Source organism: Corynebacterium callunae (assembly GCF_046592015.1).
In the GTDB taxonomy this organism is placed as follows: Bacteria; Actinomycetota; Actinomycetes; order Mycobacteriales; family Mycobacteriaceae; genus Corynebacterium; species Corynebacterium callunae_A.
In genome coordinates, this window is the sequence record NZ_JAWVOB010000010.1 from 80,691 (window position 1) to 103,266 (window position 22,576).

Here is a 22,576-nt window from a genome sequence, read left to right on the forward strand (position 1 = left end):
CAGCTCATTGTATCTGTGGTGAAATGAGTGCACGGGGTGGCAGGTTTTTGCCGTGGAATTTATTGAAGGATTCCATGACACACATCAAATTATCCGACGCAGTGCAGATTGTGGTGCGTCCCGATTCCGCAATCCAATTTGGTATCGACGCCACGCGATCGGGTGTCTTAGAAATCGATCCGGCATTCATAGCAGCGATCACCTCGATTTTGCTCCATCTGCGCGAGCCCAAACCGGTGGCGGGTGTCGTCGACAAGCTCAGTGCGGCGGGTCTTGGCACCGTTGCCGCGCTCAGCCTCGTTGAGGATCTCCTCGCTTTTGGGGTGGTCCGTGAAACGGCCACCGCGCCCGTGTTGCTCTACGGGCATGGCACGCTTGTCGACGCGACCTCGGCGTTGCTGGAAGCGGCCGGGTTTAATCCGCGCACCCGGATCAACGATGAGAATTCTCGTGAGTTTTTCCAAAGACCCGCATCGCATATTTTGGTGATTAATCGTTTGGCGCACACCCGCAATCTGGCGCCTCTGCTCGCGGAGTGCGCACCCACCTACCTCAGTGCGGCGTTGATTGATTCCCGCGGGCTGATCGGCCCGGGGCGGCGGGATGGTGTGGGGCCGTGTTTATTGTGCGTGGATTTGCACCGCAGTGATATCGATCCGCATTGGCATGCACTGGTCAGCCAGCATCCCAATGGCCCCACCCATGCCGACCCCATTGCGGAGGCAGCCACCGCTGCGCGTTTGGCGGCGCTGGTGAGCGCGGACTCCTGGCTGCCCGGCGAGGTTGAGGAGGTCGATCCACACCTGGGCGCCTATCGCAAAAGCCACCTCGCCCCGCACCCGCGGTGTCCGCTGTGCTGGGGTTAGGTGGCTCGCTTGTTGTGGGGTCGGCCTTAGTAGCTCCGGCCTAGGTGCTGCGGAGGATCTCCAGCACGTCCTCGCCGTATTTTTCGATCTTCATCGGGCCCACGCCTGGCACGCTGAGCAGCTCATTCTCATTGGTGGGTTTCATCTCGGCGATCGCCATCAAGGTGGCGTTGCTAAAGACCATATATGCAGCGTTGTTTTCTTGACGCGCCGTATCGTTTCTCCAGCTGCGAAGCGCCTCATAAACTTCCTCCTCAGCCTGCGGCGGGCAGCTCGAGCACCGGCCGACTACCTTTTCGGCAGCGGTATCCAAAGGATTTCCACACACCCGGCAATTGCGGGGACGATTGCTCCGCGCAGCGCCCGACTCAGGCAGCATATCCAGCACAATTCCGTCGAGGAAGCGGCTGCGTTTCCGCGATTTCCTTCCGCCTTCTTGACGCGCCAGCGCCCAGGAGCAGAAAAGATGCTCGCGGGCACGAGTCACGCCCACATAAAAGAGTCGACGCTCCTCCTCGATCGCCTCATCGCCAGATTTAATGGCATGGCTGATCGGCAAAGTGGAATCGATGAGCCCCACCAGGAATACCGCATCCCATTCCAAGCCCTTGGCAGCATGCAAAGACGCTAAGGTCACACCCTCAACAGTCGGCGGATGCTTGGCTTCCTGGCGCTCACGCAATTTGAGCAACAGCCCCGGCAAATCCAGATCGGGAGTGGCTTGCACCAACTCTTGGACCAGTTCCACCAAAGCATTAAGCGATTGCCACCGCTCGCGTTCCTGCGCGCCCTCGGGTTCCTCCGAGCTCAAACCCAGTGGCACCAAAACGCGTTGGGTCAGACGCACCAGATCGCTTTCATCAACATCGCGCTGCCCGGCGCGGATGAGTTGTGTCAAGGCTTGGCGAATCTCGGTGCGATTAAAAAATCCTTCGCCGCCACGCACCTGGTACACAATTCCGGCATCGGCAAGCGCCTGTTCAAAAACTGCCGACTGCGCATTGATGCGGTAGAGAACAGCGATCTCAGATGCCGGCACACCTTGATCCAGTAGTGTCAGGATCCGACCCGCCACCTCGCGCGCCTCAGTGGGCTCATCATCAAAAGCCTTAAACACAGGCTCCGGCCCCGGCGCGCGCATGCCCTGCAACTCCAAACGCGTGCCCGCAACGCGGCCCTTAGCCTGACCAATAACGGTATTGGCCAATCCGGTGACCTGCGGTGTGGAGCGATAGTCACGCTGGAGCTTTACGACGGTTGCCTCCGGATAGGTACGCGAAAAATTCAACAAATAGGAAGGTGTGGCTCCGGTAAAGGAATAAATCGTCTGATTAGCATCACCCACCACAGTGAGATCATCACGATCACCTAGCCAGGCTTCTAAAACTCGCTGCTGCAAAGGCGTAACGTCTTGATATTCGTCCACCACAAAGCTGCGATATTGCTCGCGGAATTCTTCTGCTACCGCGGGTGAATTTTCGAGCGCGCCGGCGGTATGCAAAAGCAGATCATCAAAATCTAAAAGCATGCCCTCGGGTGCAGTTTTCATATCTTCATAACGCCGATAAACCTCTGCGATTTTTTCCGCAGGAGCAGGAGGCGTACGCGTGCCCAAATTTTCGGGATATTGCTCTGGAGTAATCAGCGATGCCTTAGCCCATTCAATCTCGCCCAAAATATCGCGAACTTTTTCAGTTGAGGATTCCAACCGCGAGGCACGAACCGCGCGACCAACCAGCTGGAATTTATTGTCCAGCAGTTTCCACGGCAGATTTCCCGCTACCTGGGGCCAAAAATAGAGCAATTGTTTACGCGCGGCCGCGTGGAAAGTACGTGCCTGTACCCCACCAATTCCCATGAGATTTAGGCGATGGCGCATCTCCCCGGCCGCGCGGGAGGTAAAGGTTACCGCCAAAACACGATTGGGGCTGACAAATCCTTGGTCGATCAAATGCGCAATGCGATAGGTAATGGTGCGGGTTTTACCGGTGCCGGCTCCGGCGAGGATGCACACAGGTCCGCGTGGTGCGGAAGCAGCAATGCGTTGATCCTCGTCGAGATCCTGCAGATTAATCACGAAAATTTTCCTTAAGAGTTTCAAACGTTGCTAGCGTCGCTAGCTGTTTAGGATTGCTTGCTTCGAGCCCAGGCATGGATCATGTCATGGGCAATGGATCCCGGAGGCGCCAACGGAATCTTATTATCGATAATCTCAAGCGGACTCGCCCAGATCGTCTGCGCGAGCTCGCCATCGGTTTCGCCTTGAGGCAACTCATCTTCAGTCACCCCACGCATGCCCAACATCAGCGATCCCGACACCGGCCAGGGTTGACTTGCCACATAGGAAATCTCAGTTACTCGTCGAGCAGCTTCTTCAAAAACCTCGCGCGCAAATGCCTCTTCAATCGACTCACCGTGCGAGACATATCCAGCAATCAAAGAATAACGAATGCGTCGAGCTGCATTCATTCCCAACAACAAACGATCCTCGCCGCGTAATTCCACGAGCCCAATCACAGCTGGGTCCAAACGCGGAAAATGCGGACGCCCACTCGCGCCATAGGCAACACCGGGTTCGTGATAGCTCAACTCGCTGCCATCAAAAGGATCAAATCGCACCAACTCGCGATTGCGCAAAATCGACACACAGGCCGCTACATCGCGATCGCGAATCTCACGCGGCGCCCGCGCCTGCCCCAGCGCCTCAATCTCAGCCAAGCTTACCCGCACCGCCCCCAGGTCGGGGGCAACAGGGACAACCTCACCGGGGTGCTTTTCGACGAACACCGCTGCGCCGTTGAGAACAGCGATCTCATCCCCCGGGCCGATGGGAAGAATTCGCATTAGTCTTTAACATCCTCACTAAAAACTCGGCGCACATAAAGCAGGCGATCGCCTGGCTCTACTGTTTCTGCTTCGGGGGAATCGATTCGATAAAGCTCACCGGAGCGCACCACACCTAAAACGATATCGGCGAGGTGACGCGGATTGGAGCCCACTTCATCTTCACCCACGGGGCGTTCGGCAATGGAGAATCCTTCATCTGGAGAGAGCAGATCTTCCATCATCTCCACCACCGATGGGGTTACAGTTGCCAGTCCCAACATACGACCAGCGGTCTCAGAGGAAATAACTACGGAATCGGCACCGGATTGTTCCAGCAGATGCTGGTTCTCAGATTCGCGGACACTGGCCACGATCATGGCACGAGGCGCGATTTCCCTTACTGAAAGCGTGACCAGCACTGCGGTGTCATCCAGGTTGGGAGCCACTACAACAGCGCGCGCACGAGATACACCTGCTAGACGCAACACATCTGCTTTGGTGGCAGAACCTTTAACAGTGACCAAACCACTGTTATTGGCTGCATCGAGAGAGGTCTGATCAGTATCAATAACAACGATCTGATTTGCCGGTACGCCGTCGGCAAGCAAGGCGGCCACGGCAGAGCGACCCTTGGTGCCATAACCTACAACGACAGTGTGATTGCGCATTCGTTTTCTCCAACGCTGAATTTGCAGGGCCCGGCGAGTTTCTTCAGTAAGCACCGACAAGGTTGTACCGACCAAGAGGATCAGGAATCCGATGCGGGCCGGGGTAAGAACGATGATATTTATCAGACGAGCAGTCTGGGTGACGGGTGTGATATCGCCATAGCCCACTGTGGTGAGCGAGACTGTTGAGTAATATAGGGCGTCGATGAGGGTGAGGTCCTCGGAATAACCTTCGCGGTCAAAGTAGACCACGCAGGTAATAAAGATCAACAGCACCATGGCATAGCCAACTCGACGCAAAATCAACCACCAAGGGCTGAGTTTTTCAGCCTCGGGGATGCGGATAATACTCAGCAGAGCATGATCGGGAAGATCTGCGAGTTCGCCATCTTTTTTTGCACTACCCATCTTCACCATCCTTTCATTCCTGATTGATCTTAGGCCTTTCCCCAGACAATAAAGCAGCCAAGGCTTCAGAAGTCGGCAGATTGCGTGGCTCAAAGGTGTGATTATGAGCCACATAGTGGAACGCTGCGCGAACTTCCTCCGGATCAAGGTGCTGCAATTGTGCCCACGCAATGCGGTAGACCGCGAGCTGGATAATAGCTGCTTCCATTTCTTTGCCGGTCGGTGGATGTCCAGTCTTCCAGTCCACCACCATCCAGCTGCCATCGGGGTTGCGGAACACTGCATCCATGCGGCCACGGATCACGTGCTCACCGATCACCACTTCAAAAGGATGCTCCACAAATTCCGGTGTGCGCGCTTCCCATTCAGATGCGATAAACGCCTCACGCAATTCGTCAAAGGTGCGATCGGAGATCTCCTCACCGATGCCTGGCAGCTCATCCTCGTCCAATAAGGAGGTCGCGCCAAAGCGATCTTCAAGCCATTGGTGGAATTGCGTACCGCGCTTGGCATAGGTGTTGGGCTTAAAAGGAACCGGCCGGCGCAGGCGACGGGCAAATTGCTCCGGGTTGTTCTTGAGAGCAACGAGATCAGTTGCCGTTAACTCACGCGAAATTTCGACCTCCAGCGAGGGTGCCGAAAGCCTGCGGTGTTCGTCGATAAGCGCTGTAACCTCTTTTTCCCACAAGCTCTCCAGGCCGCCCTCGGTGTTGGGCGGCACACGTTCGCCGCGCACCAGCGCGGCTCCAGCTTCCACCGCGGGGTGGGTGCTCGCGTGCGGGTAGGTGCCCTCCGCTGGCAGGGGCTTTTCGACGTCGTCAGTTTCGCCTTCCCACCACTCGACTACGGCCTCTGGTGCTTTAGCGCGCAGGATCTCCAAATGCTCATAGGGTTTCTTCGGAGTTTTGGCACCACTTTCATCAACTGCGGATCCGGTAACCATCAATACGCGCTCGCTGCGAGTGATGCCGACGTAGAAGAGGCGAGAGTTTTCCTCTGCGAGGCCCTGTTTTACCTCCGCTTTATATTCCTTACCCGCGATCTCGAGTTCTTTACGATCCTCCACCGCAGTATTTAATTCCGGCACGCCGGTACCCGCATCGCCACGCAGCGAGGATGGAATGGAGGGGATATTGGTCAGCCAGGTTGTGGGCTTTGCCTCATAGGTTCCCGCATCGGCATGCAGCACCGAGACGATCTCCCACTCCAACCCCTTGGCCTTGTGGGCCGTCAAGATTTGGACTCTATCACTGCGCACCGTAACTTCGCCGGGTTCCAAGCCATCTTCTTGGCTACGAGCCAAATCAAAGTAGTCCAAAAGTTGTGGCAAATTCAGGCTGGAATGTTGGGCCACTTCGGCAGCGAACTTATCTAGGTGCACCGTGCCGGTCGCGCCATCGGCATGAGGATCTTCGCGAGCCAGCACCTCGGTGCGGATATTAAACACTTCCTCAATATCGGCAAAGATATCCGCCACCGATCGCGCCAAACTATGAGTGCGCAAATAACGCAACTGTGCAGACAGGCGCCTTAATCGCAACAGGCCCTCGGCGCTATAGCGCTCTGGTTCTCCGAGATCCGAGATCGCATCACTCAAGCCCACCACAGCTTCTGGCTCAGAAGTGGAGACTTCATCAATAATCGCTTCAAGTTCCGCAAGTGGATCTGCTTCTTTTTGGCGACGTTCGCGAGTCACGCGTCCGGCAAGATTGCGCGCGCGTTCTTGGAGTCGCTGCATATCTTTAATGCCCAAGCCCACATGCGGGCCGCCCAAAATGCGCAGCGCTGCGCGATTATCCTGTGGGCGAACCATCATGGTGGCGATAGCAACCAGATCGGCGATCTCTGGCACATCAAGAAGTCCAGAAAGTCCGACCACTTCCACCGGGATGCCTCGTTTAAGTAGCTCCTCTGCAATGGGCGCAGAATGGCGACGCTTGCGCACCAACACCGCCGCGGTAAATGAGCCCTCTCCCTCGCGGGCATTCCAATGCTTTTCCAACTGATCGGCAACAAAGCTGCGTTCTTTGGCAGCGGTATCGAACCACGCGATGGAGACATCGCCTTGAGGCGCGCCATCGCGGGAGTTAAGTGGCTGCACCGTACGAGTCGGCGATTCCGGTGGCCCCAACACTTCGCGGGATACCGCATTGGCCAGGGTGAGTACCTCTGGCGGATTGCGCCAACTGGTGGTCAACTCATTTTTGGGAGCTTTGGTATTTCCATCAAGGGTGATGACGGGGAAATCTTCAACAAAGTTCTCCAAGTTGGCGGCAGTTGCACCACGCCATCCATAAATTGCCTGCATGGGATCACCCACGGCAGTAACTGTCAAACCTGGATCGGTGCCACCAAAAAGGCTGCGCAATAACACGCGCTGAGAGTGGCTGGTGTCCTGGTATTCATCCAACATCACCACGCGGAATCGACGACGCTGGGAATAGCCCACCTGGGGATGCAGCGAAGCAAGACGGGCGGCCTTGGACATCTGTTCACCAAAGGTAATAACGGCACGCTCATGCAGTTCTTGTTTTAGCTGCTTGACCAACGGCAGGTACTGGAGACGAGTGATCTGGGTGTCTCGCCAATCGGAAAGATCCTTATTAAGTTCATTTTTTTGGCGTGGCGCCTTTGGTAGCTCCTCAAAAAGCCTAATGAAAGGCTCAGATTCCTCGAGGATGTCTTCGGCGGTGACCATGTGATTGTCCATCTCACTGACCAAGCCCAAGAGATATTCAGTAACAGTGGCCGGGGTTTGAGTGGCCATGAGTTCGCCGCGATAGTTATCCACCACCCCGCGGGCGATGTGATAAAGCTCGGTTTGGGTAATCAAACGCGCAGAGGGCTCGACAGGGAGCAGCAATCCGTATTCTCTAATAAGCGTGCCCGCATAGGAGTCGTAGGTAGACACCGTTGGGGTAATGGCCTGCAGGTTCTTCTTCAGCTGACCTGTTGGATCAATTTCATCTAGGCGCGGGATACCTGCCAGGACTTCCAAACGCTTTCTGATTCTTTGAGAAAGCTGCTGCGCTGCTTTGCGGGTAAAGGTCAATCCTAAAACCTGGTCTGGGGTGGCATAACCATTGGCAACCAGCCACACCACGCGCGCAGCCATGGTCTCAGTTTTGCCAGCTCCGGCGCCTGCCACCACTAATAGGGGTCCTGGTTCGGCGCCGACAATGGCGGCCTGCTGCTCGGTGGGTGCATGTTCCTGGCCGAGATATTTTGATAGCAGACGTGGAGAGATCTTATCCATTGATCATTTGTCCTTCCGGTTGCACAGGGCACAAACTACGCACAGAGCAATTTGCACAGGTGGGGTTAATTCGAGCGAGCAGATTGGGGCCTCGCAAATGTTCGGCAAGCCCCGGCAACAAGGCTGCGAACTCATCAAGCTCTTCTGCAGTCTTTGGTGCTTGGGTGCGCGTCCCGATTGATTTAGTGGTGGAAGCTGGATAAACCAACACTCCACCACCCACAGGTTCTGGATTCTCACCATCAACAATGCGATCGCCATCGATAACACCGCGGGATAGTGCGAGCTGATAGGCAAAAAGCTGGGGGTGTTCGGCAACATCAGCCTCAGTAATCTGAGTTTTGCCGGTCTTGAGATCAACGATCACCAATTCCCCATCTTTATTCCGCTCGAGGCGGTCCATACGGCCGCGGATGCGGATATTCTCATCGATGGCGACAGAGACATCCATTTCGGCGCCTACCTCTGTAAACACAGCACGGGAAGTTTCCAACCAGGTGTGAGTGCGCGTGAGGATGCGTCGAAAAGCACTTTCGGTGCTCTCTTGCTGCCAACTTGGTGCGTTAGCGGCCTGCATGTAGGCCTCGGTGACCTTGTCAGCGGCCACGGTGGCGTCCACGCCACCGGCCACAGCCTCGGCAAATGCGTGCACGAGGGTGCCCTTGATCATCGCGATCGGCGTTTCCTCCTCAGAGTCCAGACGATCGAGCACCGCGCGCAACGGACAATTAAGCAAGGCCTCAATGCGCGAGGGCGATAGCGAAACCGGGCCCTCAGCCAGCACCTCGGAGGTAGAAGGAGTGCGCAGCTGCGTCCACTCGGCAGGGTCCGCGCCGGGGATTCCGGCTTCTGCCAAACGGGATAGCTGGCGGGCGGCCTGTTTGCGGCGCGGGTCGGTGGGATCGCACACCACGCGGCGCAGCTCGGCAACCAAAGCGGGAACAGAGAGCAGGCGGTGGCCGATTTCCTGGGGCTCGGCTAGAGGCGCGCGATCTTCATCCTCGAAAGTGTCGATCGGTGTTCTCAACAGCTCCAAAAACCGCGAAGGCTCGCTGAGGTCATCGTCGGAAGGTGAACCGACAGCGGTGACCAGCAAGGTGTCGGTGGCGCGGGTTGTTGCCACATAAAAGAGGCGCTTTTCCTCGGCGAGACGATCGGCGGATCGCGAAATGATGATATCGGGTTCGATTCCGGCATCAACAAGATCAACAAATTCCTCTTGCTCCAGCAGGGTGCCAGTTTCACCCAAGGCTGGCCAACTTCCCTCCTGGACTCCGGCAACAATAACGCGTTGCCATTCGCGGCCGGTCGTGGAGTGCGCGGTGAGAATTTCCACCGCGTCGGGGCTGACACCGCGGCGTTCGCGCACACCGGTGGGCAGCTCCTGCTCTGAAATATGGAGGATAAAACTGCGTAACCCCGCCGCCGGGTAGCGCTCAACGTAGTCGCCGGCGGCGTCGAAAAGCGCCATCATGGCATCCAAATCGCGATCAGCCTGGGAGCCCGCGGCGCCACCACGCAGGCTGGCTGCCGACAGTGCGTTGGAGAGATCGGTGGCCGCCCATACTGCCCACAGCACCTCTTCAATGCTGCCTTGATCTTTCAACGCCTGGCGTCCGGCGCGCAGCACGGTGCGCACGCGCTCCAACAGCCCCAGCTCGCGCTCAGTGAGGTAAGTCAGCAGATCGGTGTTCTCAAGCTGATGTGCAGAAATGAGCTCGCGTAGCACATCAATGGCGCGCCGATGCCCGCCAGTTTTCATCTCAGCTTGGCGCAAACCGCGCAGCAGTCGGCGCAGAGTCACCGGATCGGCACCACCGATCGGCCCGAGCAGCAGATCTTCCAGCTCCATCGGCAGCAGCTCTTCTGTGAGCGCGCGCAGCCCCGAAATCATGGCAGCAACGATGCGTTGTTCGGATAGCACCACATCGGTCGGGCTAATCTGCACCGGCACGCCGGCTGCAAGCAGGAGGCGACGCATCGGCGTAATCATGCCGGCCGAGCGCACAATCACCGCGATCTCCGACCACGCCACGCCATCAATCAGGTGCGCACGGCGCACGGTGTCAGCAATGAGGTTGGCGTGCGCGGTTTCGGTTTCTGCCACAATAACGCTTGTCGACGACTCCCGCCGCGATTGCTCCAGAAGCAATTCATGGTCAACGGGGACCTTTTTTAGAAATTCTGGATTGGCGCCACGGAAATGGAATATCGACTGCTGCGGATCGCCAGCGATAACCGCCAGCTCAGCGCTGGGCAAAAACTGGCTAATAAGTTCTGCAGATTTGGGGTCGAGATGCTGGGCGTCATCTACAAACACACCGCGATACATCTGCTGTGGCTCGGGACCTGCGAGCGCTGCTGTCACCAATTCCGATGCGGAATAGCTATGTGAACCAGCAAGGCCCATCACCTGCTTATATTCCTGGAGGAATTGTCCAGCCGCGCGCCAATTCTGACGTTTGTACTCTGTGCCCAAAGTTTGTAGCTCTGCTGGACCGACGCCGCGTTCAACTGCGCGGAGGAGGAAATCGCGCAGCTGGCGGGCAAATCCCACCATCCGCAGTCCCTCGCGTTGCTCCGGTGGCCAATCGCCACGGCCGTCTTCAGCTTGGCCGCGCAGCAATTCACGAATCACCGCATCTTGTTCCGCACCGGTAATCAGACGCACATCTTCATCGGCGGCATCTCGAATTAGCGCAAAGGCGAGAGAGTGCACCGATCGCACCAAGGGGCCTTGGGAGACATAGTCCATCTGAGACACCAGCTCTGAGATCTCTCGTCTCAAACGACTCGCAGCCTCTTTGGAGGTAGCGATAATCAACAGCGATGAAGGATCCCATCCCTGCTTGATGCGCTCGATGACGGTATCGATAAGCAGGGAGCTCACACCTGCGCCAGCGGTGCCGGTGACACGCCAGCGACCAGTGCCTTTGTGGACTAAATGGGAAGCTTCGCCCTCCCAGGAACGAGGGCGAAGCTTGGAAGTAGCCTTAACAAGATGAACTTGGGGATCGGCTGGAATTGGGGGTTGATATTCCGACATACCTCAAAGTTTGTCAGAAACATAGGACACAAGCGTGTTCTCTACCCTATTTAGGTTCGAAATGACATTCGGATCGTTGTTCTCAGAGAGCTCTTGAATATTGCGTCGGAATAAAAATGCGCGCAGCAATAGCGATTCAATATCTGGCAAATGCGCAAAACGGCCCAGGATGCCTTCGTCAACAGCACCCAAAAGCAAACCATCAACAATCACCAAGGCTGCGGTGAAACCATGTGGTCGCAACACTGGCACCAGATCGGTTACTGCTGGTGGCTGAGTTCCGGAGAACAAGGTGGTTGCCAACATATCGGCATGTCCAACCTGATTCACCCGATCGATGGGGCGCAGGAGCTGACCAATCTGCCCTGGCTGTTCTTCCCAGGCACGCAGATCGGCGCGATGGAAAACATTATCCACCGGTTCTGGGGCGTGGGACTTAAAGAGAGCATCGGCCAGACGCAGGGCCGCCACCACGGTTTCGTCGACACGCTTGGCAACGGTGCCCGTTGAGAACACCGATGCGCGCCACCCCGCAACCACAAACCGGCCGTCGGTCGAACGGATCGGGCGCACGACGCGCACGCCTTCGGGTTTGAGTCCTTCGCGGGTTTTGGACGACCAGGCCGCGGTTTCAGGGCTGAGCACCTTGGAAAAAACGGTGTTGCCGACGCGGAATCCATAATCCCAAGCCTCGCTAAGTTGCTCGGCTGGTCCGGCGCCTACTTGGAAGGCATCGCGGACATGGTCGGGCAACTGATCTGACTCTGACATTATTCTCCTCTAAAATCCGCGCGGATAGGGCCACGGGTTGAACCGGCAGGTGGCGTTATCATCCGGATAAACCTCGGATGGGTCGATCTGAAAAAGTTCAGAATTGTTGAGACTCAAAGTCTGCTGCATCATAATCGGTGCGAGATCGCCATCTGCGGAACACACATCGTGGGCGGCATATCCCAAACCGTGGCCAACTTCGTGATTAATCAAGTATTGCCGATAAGAACCCAGATCGCCGGCAAATGGCGCAGCTCCACGAATCCACCGTGATTCATTGATCATCACGCGGCCGCCGTCAGAATAAAAACAGCTGGTTTCCATCTCAATATCATTGCCGCAGAGACTGTGCGTAGTATCCAGCGAGGTTAACTGAATGCGCAGATCTGGTTCCACATCGCCACTGACATGCTCAAAGGCAAATTGCGGATCTGCGGTCCAGCTCTTCGGGTCTGACAGGGTGGCATCAACGGCCGCCACAAAGGCATCATCGCCACCATAGGCGCTGGTATTTACGCCATTTTCAATCTCAACCACATAAGTGAAAGTGCGTTCCAGTCCCTGCCCCACTCGCGGCAAAGCCGTTCCCACCTGGCGATATGTGCCATCACCGCTTTGGGTAAAAGCACCGCCAGGTGGCAATTCCGTCAGCGGAACGTCCATAGTCTGCACCTGCGCAGGGTCCGGCCCGGAGCCCCGGTCCGGCGTTTTAACTACGCTTGTCGACGCGGCACTCACCCCGGTGGCGGGCTGGTCGGCCGAGAACACGTCGAAAAGCACCCAGACCGTTAACACGGTCAAGACAGGGATGGCGTAGGCACGCCAGCCATAGTCCCGCGCAAAACGGACCAAAAACGGTTCCTGTGACACTGCCTTAAAAACCCGCCTTTATGCGCCGGCGAAGCCGACAGTACGTGGAGTGTTGGTGCCTACCTCAACGTAGGCAATGCGGCTATTGCGAATGATGTAAAGACGACCCTTTTCATCATTGAGCTCCAAAACTCCGGCATCATTAGCCAAAGCTTCGGAGACCTTTGCGGCTACTTCTTCCTGCTGCAAATTAGCAGAAATAACGAGCTCACGTGCGGAATCTGTGAATCCGACCTTGATATCCATGTTTCTCCTTAAAGAATCGTTTAAGTGGAATAGCCCTATTGTAACCTTGCAACGATAGTATCTAAGTTGTGTCTTCTGAAAGCCCCAGACCTACGTTCACTGAGCTCGGCGTCGCCGTGGAAATCACCGACGCACTTGCAGCTCTCGGTATTACTCACACTTTCGCGATCCAGGAGTACACCCTTCCCATCGCGCTAGATGGCAAAGACCTCATCGGCCAAGCGCGCACTGGTATGGGCAAAACCTATGGTTTTGGTGTACCACTTCTCGATCGTGTTTTTGACTCCGCCGATGTGGCAGAAATCGATGGCACCCCTCGTGCATTAGTCATCGTGCCCACCCGCGAATTAGCGATGCAGGTTGGCGATGATCTCGAGCGCGCTGCCACGAACCTACCACTAAAGATTTTCACCTTTTATGGTGGAACTCCTTATGAAGAACAGATCGATGCTCTCAAGGTGGGTGTCGATATTGTGGTCGGCACGCCTGGCCGTCTGCTTGATCTGTACAAGCGTGGTGCACTGCAGCTGGACCAGGTAGCGATCTTGGTGTTGGACGAGGCCGATGAAATGCTCGATCTGGGCTTTTTGCCCGATATTGAAAAGCTGATGACAGCACTCACCCACAAGCACCAAACCATGCTGTTTTCTGCCACCATGCCCGGCCCCATTCTGACTTTGGCACGCAGCTTCCTGCATAAGCCAGTACATATTCGGGCGGAAACTGCTGATTCCTCCGCCGTGCACAAAACCACCCGCCAGGTGGTTTTCCAAGCGCATCAAATGGACAAAGAGGCTATTACTGCACGCATTTTGCAGGCTAAAGATCGCGGCAAAACCATTATCTTTGCCCGCACCAAGCGCACTGCTGCCCAGGTTGCCGAAGATCTTGGGGCTCGCGGATTCTCCGTCGGAGCTGTCCATGGTGATATGGGTCAACCTGCCCGCGAAAAGTCACTTAATGCTTTCCGCACCGGCAAGATCGACATCTTGGTTGCCACTGACGTTGCTGCGCGCGGCATTGATATCGACGGCATTACGCACGTGATCAATTTTCAAACCCCTGATGATCCCATGACCTATGTGCACCGCATTGGACGCACCGGACGTGCTGGCCACAAGGGCATTGCGGTAACCCTCGTGGGCTATGATGAACTGCTTAAATGGGGCGCCATCGACGACGAGCTAGAGCTGGGCCAGCCCAATCCGCCAAAGTGGTTCTCCACCTCACCTGAACTTTTTGAGGCATTGGATATCCCTGAGGGCGCCACCGAGCGCGTCGGTCCGGCGCAAAAAGTCTTGGGAGGATCTGTTCCACGTACCCATCAACGACGTTCCCGCGATCGGAGTTAAAGCGTGGCCAAGATTCTTAGACGCACCCGAACGGATTTTATTGCAACAGCAGCGATCGCAGCTGTCTCTGTTATTGGTGTCGCCACTGTGTGGGCTACGGCTCCGATTCGAGACGCCGAGCTGTATCCTGCGAACGAAGCTTTCACCGCAACTGGCACACTGCTCACTGTTCCCAATGAGCTAAGTGAGGTGTGGCGTAGTGCCGATACCTCCACGAACTTTCGACCATCAATTTCTGCCGGTGTGATTGTCACTGCAGATGGGTCGAATATAAAGAGCTTTACTCCCGCGGGAGATCAGTTGTGGAGCTATGACCGCACAGATGAGCTCTGTGCCCTCTCAACCGCATTTGACGCCGCTGTAGCTACGTATAAGACCGGAGTGGGCTGTGGCGATGTAGTGGCGATCAACGCAACTGATGGGCAATATAAAGCCACTCGCAGTGCTATCGCCAGCGCAGATGTCGTTCCGGTGACCTCGAACGATAGCGTCGGAATCTTGGGCACCGAAAGAGTTGAACTGTGGCGCTCAGATTTGGTGCGAACCGTAGAATATGGCGAAGTTGAAGCTGTGCAGGAAGCTGATCAACAACCCAACCCGGAGTGCTCTTTAACGTCTGCGCTGACCCGCAAGGATCTTTTGGCCGTTACGGAAACCTGCCCCGATGGCGCCAGTTATCTGCGTCTCCAAAACACCACTCCGGAAGATTCGCGAGTTCCGGAGATCAGCCAAAACTTTGCTATCCCCGATGGACGCCTCGTGGCGATTGGTCAAACTGCTGCTGCGGTTTACGTCACCGATCCCCAGCCGATGATTGTTTCCTTTAGGGACACCGGCGAAAAGCTGAGTGAACAGTCCGTAAGTGCCACCACACTGCCAGATATTCCATTCCAGGCAGCTACTGGGGATCTTCCGCATCATATGAGCTGGTTCGACGGCGATCGTTTGACTCTGTTTACACCTACTAATTTGACCGTGGGACAGGTCTTTGAAGATGCGATCGGCACCGGCGTTGGAATTGATGGCCAGCTGGTTTATCCCACGGAAGCTGGACTTAATATCGCAAACTGGGATACCGGCGAGGTGATTCGCACGATCCCGATCGATCGAGGCGGATACCAAGGATCTGTGTTCTTAGGCGTAGCCGGCGAGGTTTTCGTCGAAAAGCGTGGCACCGAGGTAGTAGCACTGGCCTAGAAGGCCGTGTTCGCCCAATGCACGGCGCGGGGGTTAAAAAGCATACCGAGAACAGCGATCGCTGAAATCCCGGTGACAACTGCCCAGAGCATGCGTCCTTCGATGAACATGTAATAGGTGGCGGGCAGCAGGATGAGGTTGAGCATTACCACTGCGCCCCTACCCCAGCGGCGTCCCTTCATCATATTGAGGGCGCCGGCTGCGACGGTTCCGAAAACCACAATGAAAAATGCTGCGGTACCGTATCCGACCCAGGTATTTGCTTCTGCGGTGGTGTAGACGATGCTGGGGTCGGTTTTGCCGGTCGCTTCCCTATAAATGAGAAAAAGCGCGTATGCGAAACCGATAGCGGATTGAATGAGGGCGATGATTCCGGCCCAGCGAATGGATGCAGGCATATGAGTGGTCACGGGCTTTGATTCTAGCCGTTCATTTTCACTGCTTTGATTCCCTGTCTTAAGTTGCGGAGATTTTTAAGGCGGAAGTGTACAAAATGTTCACTTTGTACACAGGGTGAACAGTTTTGCATTGCACCAGCTGACAATGGTTTCCGAGGCAAGTTAATAGGAATTTGACACTCCTTCAGCCAACGCTCTTAAACACCATTTAGGGAAACTAGTGGTAGTAGGAAGTTTTTAGGGAAATTACATACCCAAATAATGTGGTCCACCCCACAAAATTGAATAAACCATGCAGCAAAATTCATGCTTTTTATGTGATGTCTATTACAAAATGGACTTCAGGTCTAGCCAACTCGGGCTGTACATGACATTATTTCCAAGTACCAAAAAGAACTCAGGAAAAACTGATTCTTAACTCCGGTGCAGCGCAACATGAACCCCAGGTAAACCAGAAGATGCGAATCGCATCTCTTTTGTCAATTTCGGGTATCAAAAACCACTCATCTGACCTTCCTCATAGGTCAACTTTGCTGCGCGCCCGGACCGAAATTATCAAGCTTTATTGAAAAGGAGTTATCGAAATGGATTGGCGCCACGAGGCTATCTGCCGCGAAGAGGATCCCGAGCTGTTCTTCCCTGTCGGAAACTCCGGCCCAGCTCTTGCACAAATTGCATCTGCAAAGATGGTTTGCAACCGCTGCCCTGTTACCTCTCAGTGCCTTGCATGGGCTCTTGAGACCGGTCAGGATGCCGGCGTTTGGGGCGGCATGAGCGAGGACGAGCGTCGCGCTCTTAAGCGTCGCAAGAACCGCGGCCGCGGCCGTGCACGCATCACCGTCTAAAGCATTTTTAAAGTGCCTTGAGACCTCATCTTTGTTCCACTGATGAGCAACGGCTAAAGTATCTTAAGTTGATCAACATCTGAACTATAAGGAGGACTCATGAGCAAGCGAGGACGCAAGCGCAAGGACCGTCGCAAAAAGGGCGCCAACCACGGACGTCGCCCTAACTCCTAAAAGGAGTAACCGCCAGGAAGATTTTTCTTCCTGGCGGTTTTTTAATACCCTTTTAGTTTTCCTTGTACTCGACCCGAATTCGATATGAGATTCGCTGTCGCAATTCCGTCGGAGCGGATTCACAGCAGCATTTTCTCAAGAGACTACGAAACTCAGCCTCTGCTTCTAACAGCTGCATGCATTTTGGACAGTCTTCCGCATGAGAGCGCAGACGCGCACACTCATCGGCCGAAAGCTGCTCATCAAGTAGCTGATGCATATCATCGAAGAATTCAGGGCAGTCGCATTCGTTTCGCGAGACGCCACGAGTGGGATCTGTCATTTCTTAGCCTCCGAATTTTCCTTCATGTCGGGATGTCCAAGGCCGATGCCTTGTTCCTTCGCTACTTCCTTTAACATCCCGCGTAGCTGTTTTCTTCCACGGTGTAACCGAGACATCACTGTCCCCAGCGGAACATCCATGATTTCGGCAATATCCTTGTACGCAAGATCTTCCACATCGGCATAATAGACCACCATGCGATATTCCGGGCTGAGTTGATTCATCGCTTCCCCAATTTGCCCATCGGGAAGGTTCTTCAATGCCTCAACCTCGGCTGATTCCAAGCCTGTAGAGGTATGCGATTGCGATTCCACTAGCTGATAATCAGTAATTTCATCCGCAGAAGTTTGAGAAGGCTGGCGCTGCTTTTTGCGATACATGTTGATATAGGTGTTGGTCATGATCCTATAAAGCCACGCTTTTAGGTTCGTACCAGGCTTAAAGCTCGCAAAAGCTTGATATGCCTTGATGTAGGTGTCTTGCACCAAATCCTCAGCGTCAGCGGGATTTCGCGTCATGCGCAGCGCACCGCCGTAAAGCTGGTCGAGGAGCGGCAATACTTCCTCTTCAAAGCGGGCAGCCAGAGCATCTCCATCGACTGCGCCGGTTCGGTTCTCAGCCATGTGGCCCCTTTCAGAATGCGTCTTGACCATTCTACGTTGGTCCCGTTCACTTCCCCGCGGGGGTAGTGCTTAACACACCTAAGCTGCGGATTGAACTCGCTTTACCCCCGCCGTGTCCCACCCATGGTTTAGAACATACGTATGCCCCTCACTAAGGAGAAAACAATGTTCTTTTACACCGTCAGCAACCCAAATGACCCGCTGAGCACTGAGATCATCAAAGCTAACCGGCGTGAGCTGGAATTTTGGCAAAGCCTCAAACCGGATGACAACGAGGATTTAGCAACGGTCATCAACAAAATTAACGCACGCTCCGGCCTCGCCCGCAAATTCATCGCTGCCTGCCTTTTTAGCATGTGTATGCTCCCCCACCTGCCTAAATTCCACGAGCTTCTCAAAGACCTCAGCCACCTCGACATGGCCCGAATAAACACCATCACCAAAACCGCCCGGAAAATACCTTCAGAAAAGCGCGCGCTTTTCGACGCCTACCTGGTCTCTTACCTGACCCCTACAAGGGAGGCCCAGGCACTGCCTCAGGCGCCTTCTATCGCAGCTATGCTGCGCAAATTCATAGCCATTCAGTGCCCACCAGTAGAAGCCCCCACAGTGGAAAAACCGTATACTATCCGCTATCGCCGCAATAAAAATGACAGCATCAGCATCACCGTAGATGCCGCCGAAGATGAAGCAATTGAGATCAAAACCGCACTCGAACACATGGTCAAAGACAAAGACTGCGCGCCCGGTTCTGCGTTGCTCAACCTAGTGCGTGGCCTCACCACCAAAGTAGTGCTCAACACCTACGGGGCCGGTGACTGCCCCGAATACCTGGAAGGCGGATATTGGCTCACCGCAAAGCAACAAGCTTTTTGGAAGGAGCGCGTCACGTCCTTCCGCGATATGGACAAGGCGGAGTTCGCATTTACCGACGCTTATGCCCCAACCCCAGAAATTAGGCTCTTCGTCAAAGGAAAATTCACCACCTGTAGCGTCCCTGGTTGTTGCGTGGACGTGAAAAACTGCCAGTTAGACCACATCATTCCGTGGAAGGACGGCGGACCCACCACCGTGTGGAATCTCCACCCACTGTGCGTTTTCCACCACATCCAAAAGACCGAAGGTCGCCTGAAGTGTTATCCCCTGCCTAATGGAGACATCCTCTTCATCATCGACGGTCTCCCCATCACCACGACCCCAGACGGCCCGCTCTCACGCTCACATAGATCCTGGGGCACTACCTTCGGCGCATATATAAACCGCCAGATCGCCGCCTAATCCAACAGCCCCGCATGGTCATTGGCAACATTTCCCACAGCTGAGGAAACCTCACGCACGTTCAACCTTTCCACCCAGCTTTGAGAAACAGGATGCAACATCTCCTTCGCATCCTCTGCAGATCCGAACAACCATTGTTCCACCTCAGACTGTTCCAAGAACCGCGGCAAACGATTATGCAACCAGGCAATTGGTTCAATAGATTCCGTAGTCACCATTGTTGTTGAAACCTGATTTAGACCAGTCGACCACAACCCAGCAACCCACATAACTTCGTCTCCTAAAGAGACAAAATGTGGCTTCTTCTCATGCCACTCGTAATACCCATCCATAGGAATTACACAGCGTTGCTGTTTAAAAGAGTCCCGAAAGGAAGGTTTCTCAGCGACAGTTTCACCACGAGCATTAAACAAAGGAGGGCCTGAATCATCCTTCTTCCAATGCGGAAATAGTCCCCATCGTGCTGGTTCCAGGAGCATTTCCTCTCCGGGACGAACGATCGGCACTATCTGCGTAGGAGCCAGATTATATCGGGGTCCAGGAGTTCCCTGTGGCGCCGTGACTGGCCGACCCACAAAGGTCTCCGCTGCTTCAATTAAAGAATCACCGGTAGTGAACAAAACGAATCTTCCACACATACCCCCTATTATGTACTGTGTGACCGATTTGCCTACCTCTTTGCCATTATGGGATGCCCCGCGCGCTCGCGGCCCCATTGTTTGGGACCAAGTAATCCCTGGTTCCAAATCTATTACTAACCGTGCCTTGATCTTGGCAGCTCTAGCTTCGGGACCATCGTCAATTGTTGATGTCCTTCGCAGCCGAGATACCGATCTCATGGCCGATGGATTGCGCAGCCTGGGCACCAAAATCACCGACGAGTCCACCACCCACTACCTCGTTGAACCGGCAAGCTTGTCTGCTGGCTCCGTGTACTGCGGTTTGGCTGGAACTGTTATGCGTTTCCTTCCCCCAGTCGCTGCATTTGCGTCTGGTCCAGTGGAGTTCGACGGCGATCCCCAAGCTCGTCTCCGTCCAATGCAGAGCATCTTAGATGCACTTCGTACCCTCGGTGTGGAAGTAGAAAACAACTCTCTGCCTTTCACCGTCAACGCGGGTGAAATCCCGGATGGTGGCGTCGTTGAAATCGATGCTTCCGGATCTTCGCAGTTTGTATCCGGGCTCTTGCTTTCCGCTGCTCGTTTTAAGAATGGAGTGACGGTTAAGCATGTAGGTGGACGCCTCCCAAGTCTTCCCCACATCGAGATGACCGTGGACATGTTGCGCCAAGCAGGCGTTAAGGTCGACGTTTCCGAGAACCAGTGGACCGTTCATCCTGGTGAAATTAACGGCAGGACCTTGCGCATCGAGCCAGATTTGTCCAACGCAACCCCATTCCTTGCGGCCGCTGCCGTCACCGGTGGCACTGTGACCATTAAGAATTGGCCTCGCGCAACAACCCAACCAGGCGACACCATTCGCTCGATCCTGGAAACCATGGGATGTGCGGTTGAATTGATCGCATCTGGTGATAGCTATGATCTCGCTGTGACCGGACCTGTGTCGCTCAAAGGCATCCACCTAGATATGAGCGATATCGGCGAACTCACTCCCACCGTCGCAGCTCTTGCAGCTTTGGCAACTACCGAATCCCGCCTTACGGGCATCGCTCACCTACGCGGACATGAAACTGACCGTCTAGCTGCACTTACCACCGAGATCAATCGTCTCGGCGGTAAGTGCACGGAGCTAAGCGATGGTCTCCTCATCGAACCAGCTGAACTCCATGGCGGGGCTTGGCGTTCCTACGCCGATCACCGTATGGCAACCGCTGGCGCAATCATCGGACTTGTTGTTGATGACGTGCAGGTAGAAGATATCCAAACCACCGCCAAGACTTTCCCTGGTTTCGAAAAACTCTGGGAGGAAATGGTTGGCTAAGCGCAGCTATGACGAATCTGACGTCAAGGTTCGCCCAGGTCGGGGCACGCGCCCACGTACCAAAGATCGCCCATCACATGATGACGCACTTGTCGGCATGGTCGTTACCAAAGACCGTGGTCGCTGGGGTGTTGTTCTTGATGGTCGTAAAGAGGCCATCGTTACCATGCGCGCCCGCGAGCTCGGACGCACCGCTATCGAGGTTGGTGACCGCGTAGGCGTCGTGGGAGATACTTCTGGTCGTCCTGGGTCCTTAGCGCGTATTGTGCGCCTTGAGGAGCGCACTAGCGTACTTCGAAGAACAGCTGATGACACCGATCCCTATGAGCGAATTGTTGTCGCCAATGCGGATCAGTTGCTTATTGTTTCAGCTGTCGCCGATCCGCCGCCTCGGGCGGGTTTTGTAGAGCGCGCACTCATCGCAGCTTTTGTCGGAAATCTCCAACCAATTTTGTGTCTGACAAAGTCAGATTTGGCGGATCCCTCTGAATTCGCTGCGGAGTTTGAAGCTCTTGAGATTCCCGTTGTGGTGTGTGGTGTCGATGATCCCCTAGATCCCGTTTTGGAGGTCGTACAGGGGCATATCACCGCGTTGATCGGCCATTCTGGTGTAGGTAAGTCGACGCTGGTCAATCGTCTGGTTCCTAACGCAGATCGCGAAACTGGGGTGGTGTCAGGTGTTGGCAAGGGTCGACATACGTCGACTCAGTCGGTGGCACTGGCTATCGATGATGGCTGGATCATCGATACTCCAGGCATCCGTTCCTTCGGTTTGGCCCATGTTGATGCCGATACCGTGGTCGGAGTGTTTGAAGATTTGGCGCTGGCTGCAGAGAATTGCCCTCGCGGTTGTTCCCATATGGGCCCTCCCGCGGATCCCGAATGTGGTTTGGACCAGCTAGAAGGCGCCAGCGCGCGCCGGGTCGAGGCCGTGCGCGCACTGTTGGTGGCGTTGCGTAGTAATGACGCCTGGGATATGTAATTAGAGCAGCTCTACCAAAAAGGGCAGCTCTTCGGGGTCATACCAGGCCATGAAATTGTCCTGGGCATCGCCGACGATGAGTTCTGCATCCTCTTCCCCGAGGTCAGACTCATCGATAACAGCGATCGCTGCTTTGGTATCCGCTTCAGAAGCTTCAACGTCGATGTGAATGGCGGCAACGTCAATGAGGTTGATTTGAGCTGGGGTGAGCTTTACTACTGATTCGCCGTTTTCGGGCTGGAATGTGATGTTTTTATCATCAATATCGGCAGAGACGACGACTCGGCGATATGGGAATTGTTCCTCATCGCCCACAGCTAGCAAGCGAATAGAGGCCTCGGCAGCATCTTGAAATGCTGCGTGGGCGATCTCTTCTTCGTCGCCTTCAGTGTAGAAATCGAGGAGCGCGGGGGTTACCGCAAAGCCATATCCGGAGCGTGCGGTGATGACGCCGGATTCATTTAGGCCACGCAGAGTGCAAAAAGTGGCGGGGATATAAACGCGCAA

Annotated in this window: 21 protein-coding genes; 8 read left to right on the forward strand and 13 right to left on the reverse strand. The window is 55.1% G+C overall.

The annotated features are described in order from the left end of the window. The first annotated feature begins 74 nt into the window (after window positions 1-74). On the forward strand, window positions 75-866 hold the full coding sequence (locus tag SFC07_RS11315) for a hypothetical protein (RefSeq protein ID WP_411208364.1): 792 nt from the start codon (window positions 75-77) through the stop codon (window positions 864-866). 40 nt (window positions 867-906) lie between these two features. On the opposite strand, the gene SFC07_RS11320 is transcribed toward SFC07_RS11315, so the two are convergent. From SFC07_RS11320 to SFC07_RS11355, 8 genes are read right to left on the reverse strand one after another with little or no spacing between them, the layout of a single operon-like run. Beyond that, window positions 907-2,943 carry an ATP-dependent DNA helicase UvrD2 gene (locus SFC07_RS11320; protein WP_411208365.1) on the reverse strand — a complete coding sequence of 679 codons (2,037 nt, stop codon included), beginning with the start codon at window positions 2,941-2,943 and terminating at the stop codon, window positions 907-909. Window positions 2,944-2,990: 47 nt separating this feature from the next. Then, the gene (locus SFC07_RS11325) at window positions 2,991-3,710 is read right to left on the reverse strand and encodes an NUDIX domain-containing protein (RefSeq protein WP_411208367.1); all 720 of its coding nucleotides are present in this window, start codon (window positions 3,708-3,710) and stop codon (window positions 2,991-2,993) included. Next, a complete protein-coding gene (locus SFC07_RS11330; protein WP_411208369.1) occupies window positions 3,710-4,768 on the reverse strand; it encodes a potassium channel family protein in 1,059 nt (352 codons plus the stop codon). The genes SFC07_RS11325 and SFC07_RS11330 overlap by 1 nt, the downstream gene beginning before the upstream one ends. A 13-nt stretch (window positions 4,769-4,781) precedes the next feature. Then, window positions 4,782-8,024 (reverse strand): ATP-dependent helicase, encoded by a 3,243-nt coding sequence (locus tag SFC07_RS11335; protein ID WP_411208371.1) that lies wholly within the window; start codon window positions 8,022-8,024, stop codon window positions 4,782-4,784. Continuing rightward, on the reverse strand, window positions 8,017-11,070 hold the full coding sequence (locus tag SFC07_RS11340) for a PD-(D/E)XK nuclease family protein (RefSeq protein WP_411208373.1): 3,054 nt from the start codon (window positions 11,068-11,070) through the stop codon (window positions 8,017-8,019). Before SFC07_RS11340 ends, SFC07_RS11335 begins: the two co-directional genes overlap by 8 nt. Before the next feature lie 3 nt (window positions 11,071-11,073). Then, window positions 11,074-11,841, reverse strand: a complete 768-nt coding sequence (locus SFC07_RS11345; protein ID WP_411208374.1) for a TIGR02569 family protein — start codon at window positions 11,839-11,841, stop codon at window positions 11,074-11,076. A 9-nt stretch (window positions 11,842-11,850) separates the two neighbouring features. Beyond that, window positions 11,851-12,711, reverse strand: coding sequence for a DUF3152 domain-containing protein (locus SFC07_RS11350; protein ID WP_411208375.1), 861 nt, complete (start codon window positions 12,709-12,711; stop codon window positions 11,851-11,853). 18 nt (window positions 12,712-12,729) lie between these two features. Further along, window positions 12,730-12,957 carry a DUF3107 domain-containing protein gene (locus SFC07_RS11355; RefSeq protein WP_411208376.1) on the reverse strand — a complete coding sequence of 76 codons (228 nt, stop codon included), beginning with the start codon at window positions 12,955-12,957 and terminating at the stop codon, window positions 12,730-12,732. A 68-nt stretch (window positions 12,958-13,025) separates the two neighbouring features. On the opposite strand from SFC07_RS11355, the gene SFC07_RS11360 reads away from it, so the two are divergent. Beyond that, on the forward strand, window positions 13,026-14,309 hold the full coding sequence (locus SFC07_RS11360; RefSeq protein WP_411208377.1) for a DEAD/DEAH box helicase: 1,284 nt from the start codon (window positions 13,026-13,028) through the stop codon (window positions 14,307-14,309). Between the two features lie 3 nt (window positions 14,310-14,312). After that, window positions 14,313-15,506: a hypothetical protein gene (locus tag SFC07_RS11365; protein ID WP_411208378.1), complete on the forward strand. Its 1,194-nt coding sequence runs from the start codon at window positions 14,313-14,315 to the stop codon at window positions 15,504-15,506. Here the strand turns inward: SFC07_RS11365 and SFC07_RS11370 are convergent. Next, window positions 15,503-15,904: a hypothetical protein gene (locus tag SFC07_RS11370; RefSeq protein ID WP_411208412.1), complete on the reverse strand. Its 402-nt coding sequence runs from the start codon at window positions 15,902-15,904 to the stop codon at window positions 15,503-15,505. The genes SFC07_RS11365 and SFC07_RS11370 overlap by 4 nt on opposite strands. 584 nt (window positions 15,905-16,488) lie before the next feature. Between SFC07_RS11370 and whcE the strand changes: the two genes are divergently transcribed. Together whcE and SFC07_RS11380 are read left to right on the forward strand one after the other, a co-directional pair. Next, window positions 16,489-16,749 carry a WhiB family transcriptional regulator WhcE gene (gene whcE, locus SFC07_RS11375; RefSeq protein ID WP_015650583.1) on the forward strand — a complete coding sequence of 87 codons (261 nt, stop codon included), beginning with the start codon at window positions 16,489-16,491 and terminating at the stop codon, window positions 16,747-16,749. 99 nt (window positions 16,750-16,848) lie between these two features. Beyond that, window positions 16,849-16,923: a 50S ribosomal protein bL37 gene (locus tag SFC07_RS11380; RefSeq protein WP_020948532.1), complete on the forward strand. Its 75-nt coding sequence runs from the start codon at window positions 16,849-16,851 to the stop codon at window positions 16,921-16,923. 52 nt (window positions 16,924-16,975) lie between these two features. Here the strand turns inward: SFC07_RS11380 and rsrA are convergent, their stop codons facing one another. After that, complete coding sequence (rsrA, locus tag SFC07_RS11385; RefSeq protein ID WP_411208379.1) at window positions 16,976-17,245, reverse strand: mycothiol system anti-sigma-R factor; 270 nt, start codon at window positions 17,243-17,245, stop codon at window positions 16,976-16,978. Continuing rightward, complete coding sequence (locus tag SFC07_RS11390) at window positions 17,242-17,868, reverse strand: sigma-70 family RNA polymerase sigma factor (protein ID WP_411208380.1); 627 nt, start codon at window positions 17,866-17,868, stop codon at window positions 17,242-17,244. Before SFC07_RS11390 ends, rsrA begins: the two co-directional genes overlap by 4 nt. Window positions 17,869-18,033: 165 nt before the next feature. Here SFC07_RS11390 and SFC07_RS11395 point away from each other — a divergent pair, with 165 nt between their 5' ends. Continuing rightward, complete coding sequence (locus SFC07_RS11395; RefSeq protein WP_411208381.1) at window positions 18,034-19,146, forward strand: HNH endonuclease signature motif containing protein; 1,113 nt, start codon at window positions 18,034-18,036, stop codon at window positions 19,144-19,146. On the opposite strand, the gene SFC07_RS11400 is transcribed toward SFC07_RS11395, so the two are convergent. Next, complete coding sequence (locus SFC07_RS11400; RefSeq protein WP_411208382.1) at window positions 19,143-19,784, reverse strand: SOS response-associated peptidase; 642 nt, start codon at window positions 19,782-19,784, stop codon at window positions 19,143-19,145. The genes SFC07_RS11395 and SFC07_RS11400 overlap by 4 nt on opposite strands. Before the next feature lie 10 nt (window positions 19,785-19,794). On the opposite strand from SFC07_RS11400, the gene aroA reads away from it, so the two are divergent. Continuing rightward, entirely contained in the window at window positions 19,795-21,087 is a 1,293-nt protein-coding gene (aroA, locus tag SFC07_RS11405; protein ID WP_411208383.1) for a 3-phosphoshikimate 1-carboxyvinyltransferase, read from the forward strand. After that, a complete protein-coding gene (rsgA, locus tag SFC07_RS11410; RefSeq protein ID WP_411208384.1) occupies window positions 21,080-22,069 on the forward strand; it encodes a ribosome small subunit-dependent GTPase A in 990 nt (329 codons plus the stop codon). Before aroA ends, rsgA begins: the two co-directional genes overlap by 8 nt. Here rsgA and SFC07_RS11415 read toward each other — a convergent pair whose 3' ends face one another. Continuing rightward, window positions 22,070-22,576, reverse strand: coding sequence for a DUF6912 family protein (locus SFC07_RS11415; RefSeq protein ID WP_411208385.1), 507 nt, complete (start codon window positions 22,574-22,576; stop codon window positions 22,070-22,072).

Bases quoted from the DNA above. Each gene is read 5' to 3' on its own strand.
- SFC07_RS11315 (WP_411208364.1), top strand. From the start codon at position 75: ATGACACACATCAAATTATCCGACGCAGTGCAGATTGTGGTGCGTCCC.
- SFC07_RS11325 (WP_411208367.1), bottom strand. From the start codon at position 3,710: ATGCGAATTCTTCCCATCGGCCCGGGGGATGAGATCGCTGTTCTCAAC.
- SFC07_RS11395 (WP_411208381.1), top strand. From the start codon at position 18,034: ATGTTCTTTTACACCGTCAGCAACCCAAATGACCCGCTGAGCACTGAG.
- SFC07_RS11370 (WP_411208412.1), bottom strand. From the start codon at position 15,904: ATGCCTGCATCCATTCGCTGGGCCGGAATCATCGCCCTCATTCAATCC.
- SFC07_RS11390 (WP_411208380.1), bottom strand. From the start codon at position 17,868: ATGGCTGAGAACCGAACCGGCGCAGTCGATGGAGATGCTCTGGCTGCC.
- SFC07_RS11335 (WP_411208371.1), bottom strand. From the start codon at position 8,024: ATGGATAAGATCTCTCCACGTCTGCTATCAAAATATCTCGGCCAGGAA.
- aroA (WP_411208383.1), top strand. From the start codon at position 19,795: ATGTACTGTGTGACCGATTTGCCTACCTCTTTGCCATTATGGGATGCC.
- rsrA (WP_411208379.1), bottom strand. From the start codon at position 17,245: ATGACAGATCCCACTCGTGGCGTCTCGCGAAACGAATGCGACTGCCCT.
- SFC07_RS11340 (WP_411208373.1), bottom strand. From the start codon at position 11,070: ATGTCGGAATATCAACCCCCAATTCCAGCCGATCCCCAAGTTCATCTT.
- SFC07_RS11355 (WP_411208376.1), bottom strand. From the start codon at position 12,957: ATGGATATCAAGGTCGGATTCACAGATTCCGCACGTGAGCTCGTTATT.
- SFC07_RS11330 (WP_411208369.1), bottom strand. From the start codon at position 4,768: ATGGGTAGTGCAAAAAAAGATGGCGAACTCGCAGATCTTCCCGATCAT.
- SFC07_RS11345 (WP_411208374.1), bottom strand. From the start codon at position 11,841: ATGTCAGAGTCAGATCAGTTGCCCGACCATGTCCGCGATGCCTTCCAA.
- whcE (WP_015650583.1), top strand. From the start codon at position 16,489: ATGGATTGGCGCCACGAGGCTATCTGCCGCGAAGAGGATCCCGAGCTG.
- SFC07_RS11400 (WP_411208382.1), bottom strand. From the start codon at position 19,784: ATGTGTGGAAGATTCGTTTTGTTCACTACCGGTGATTCTTTAATTGAA.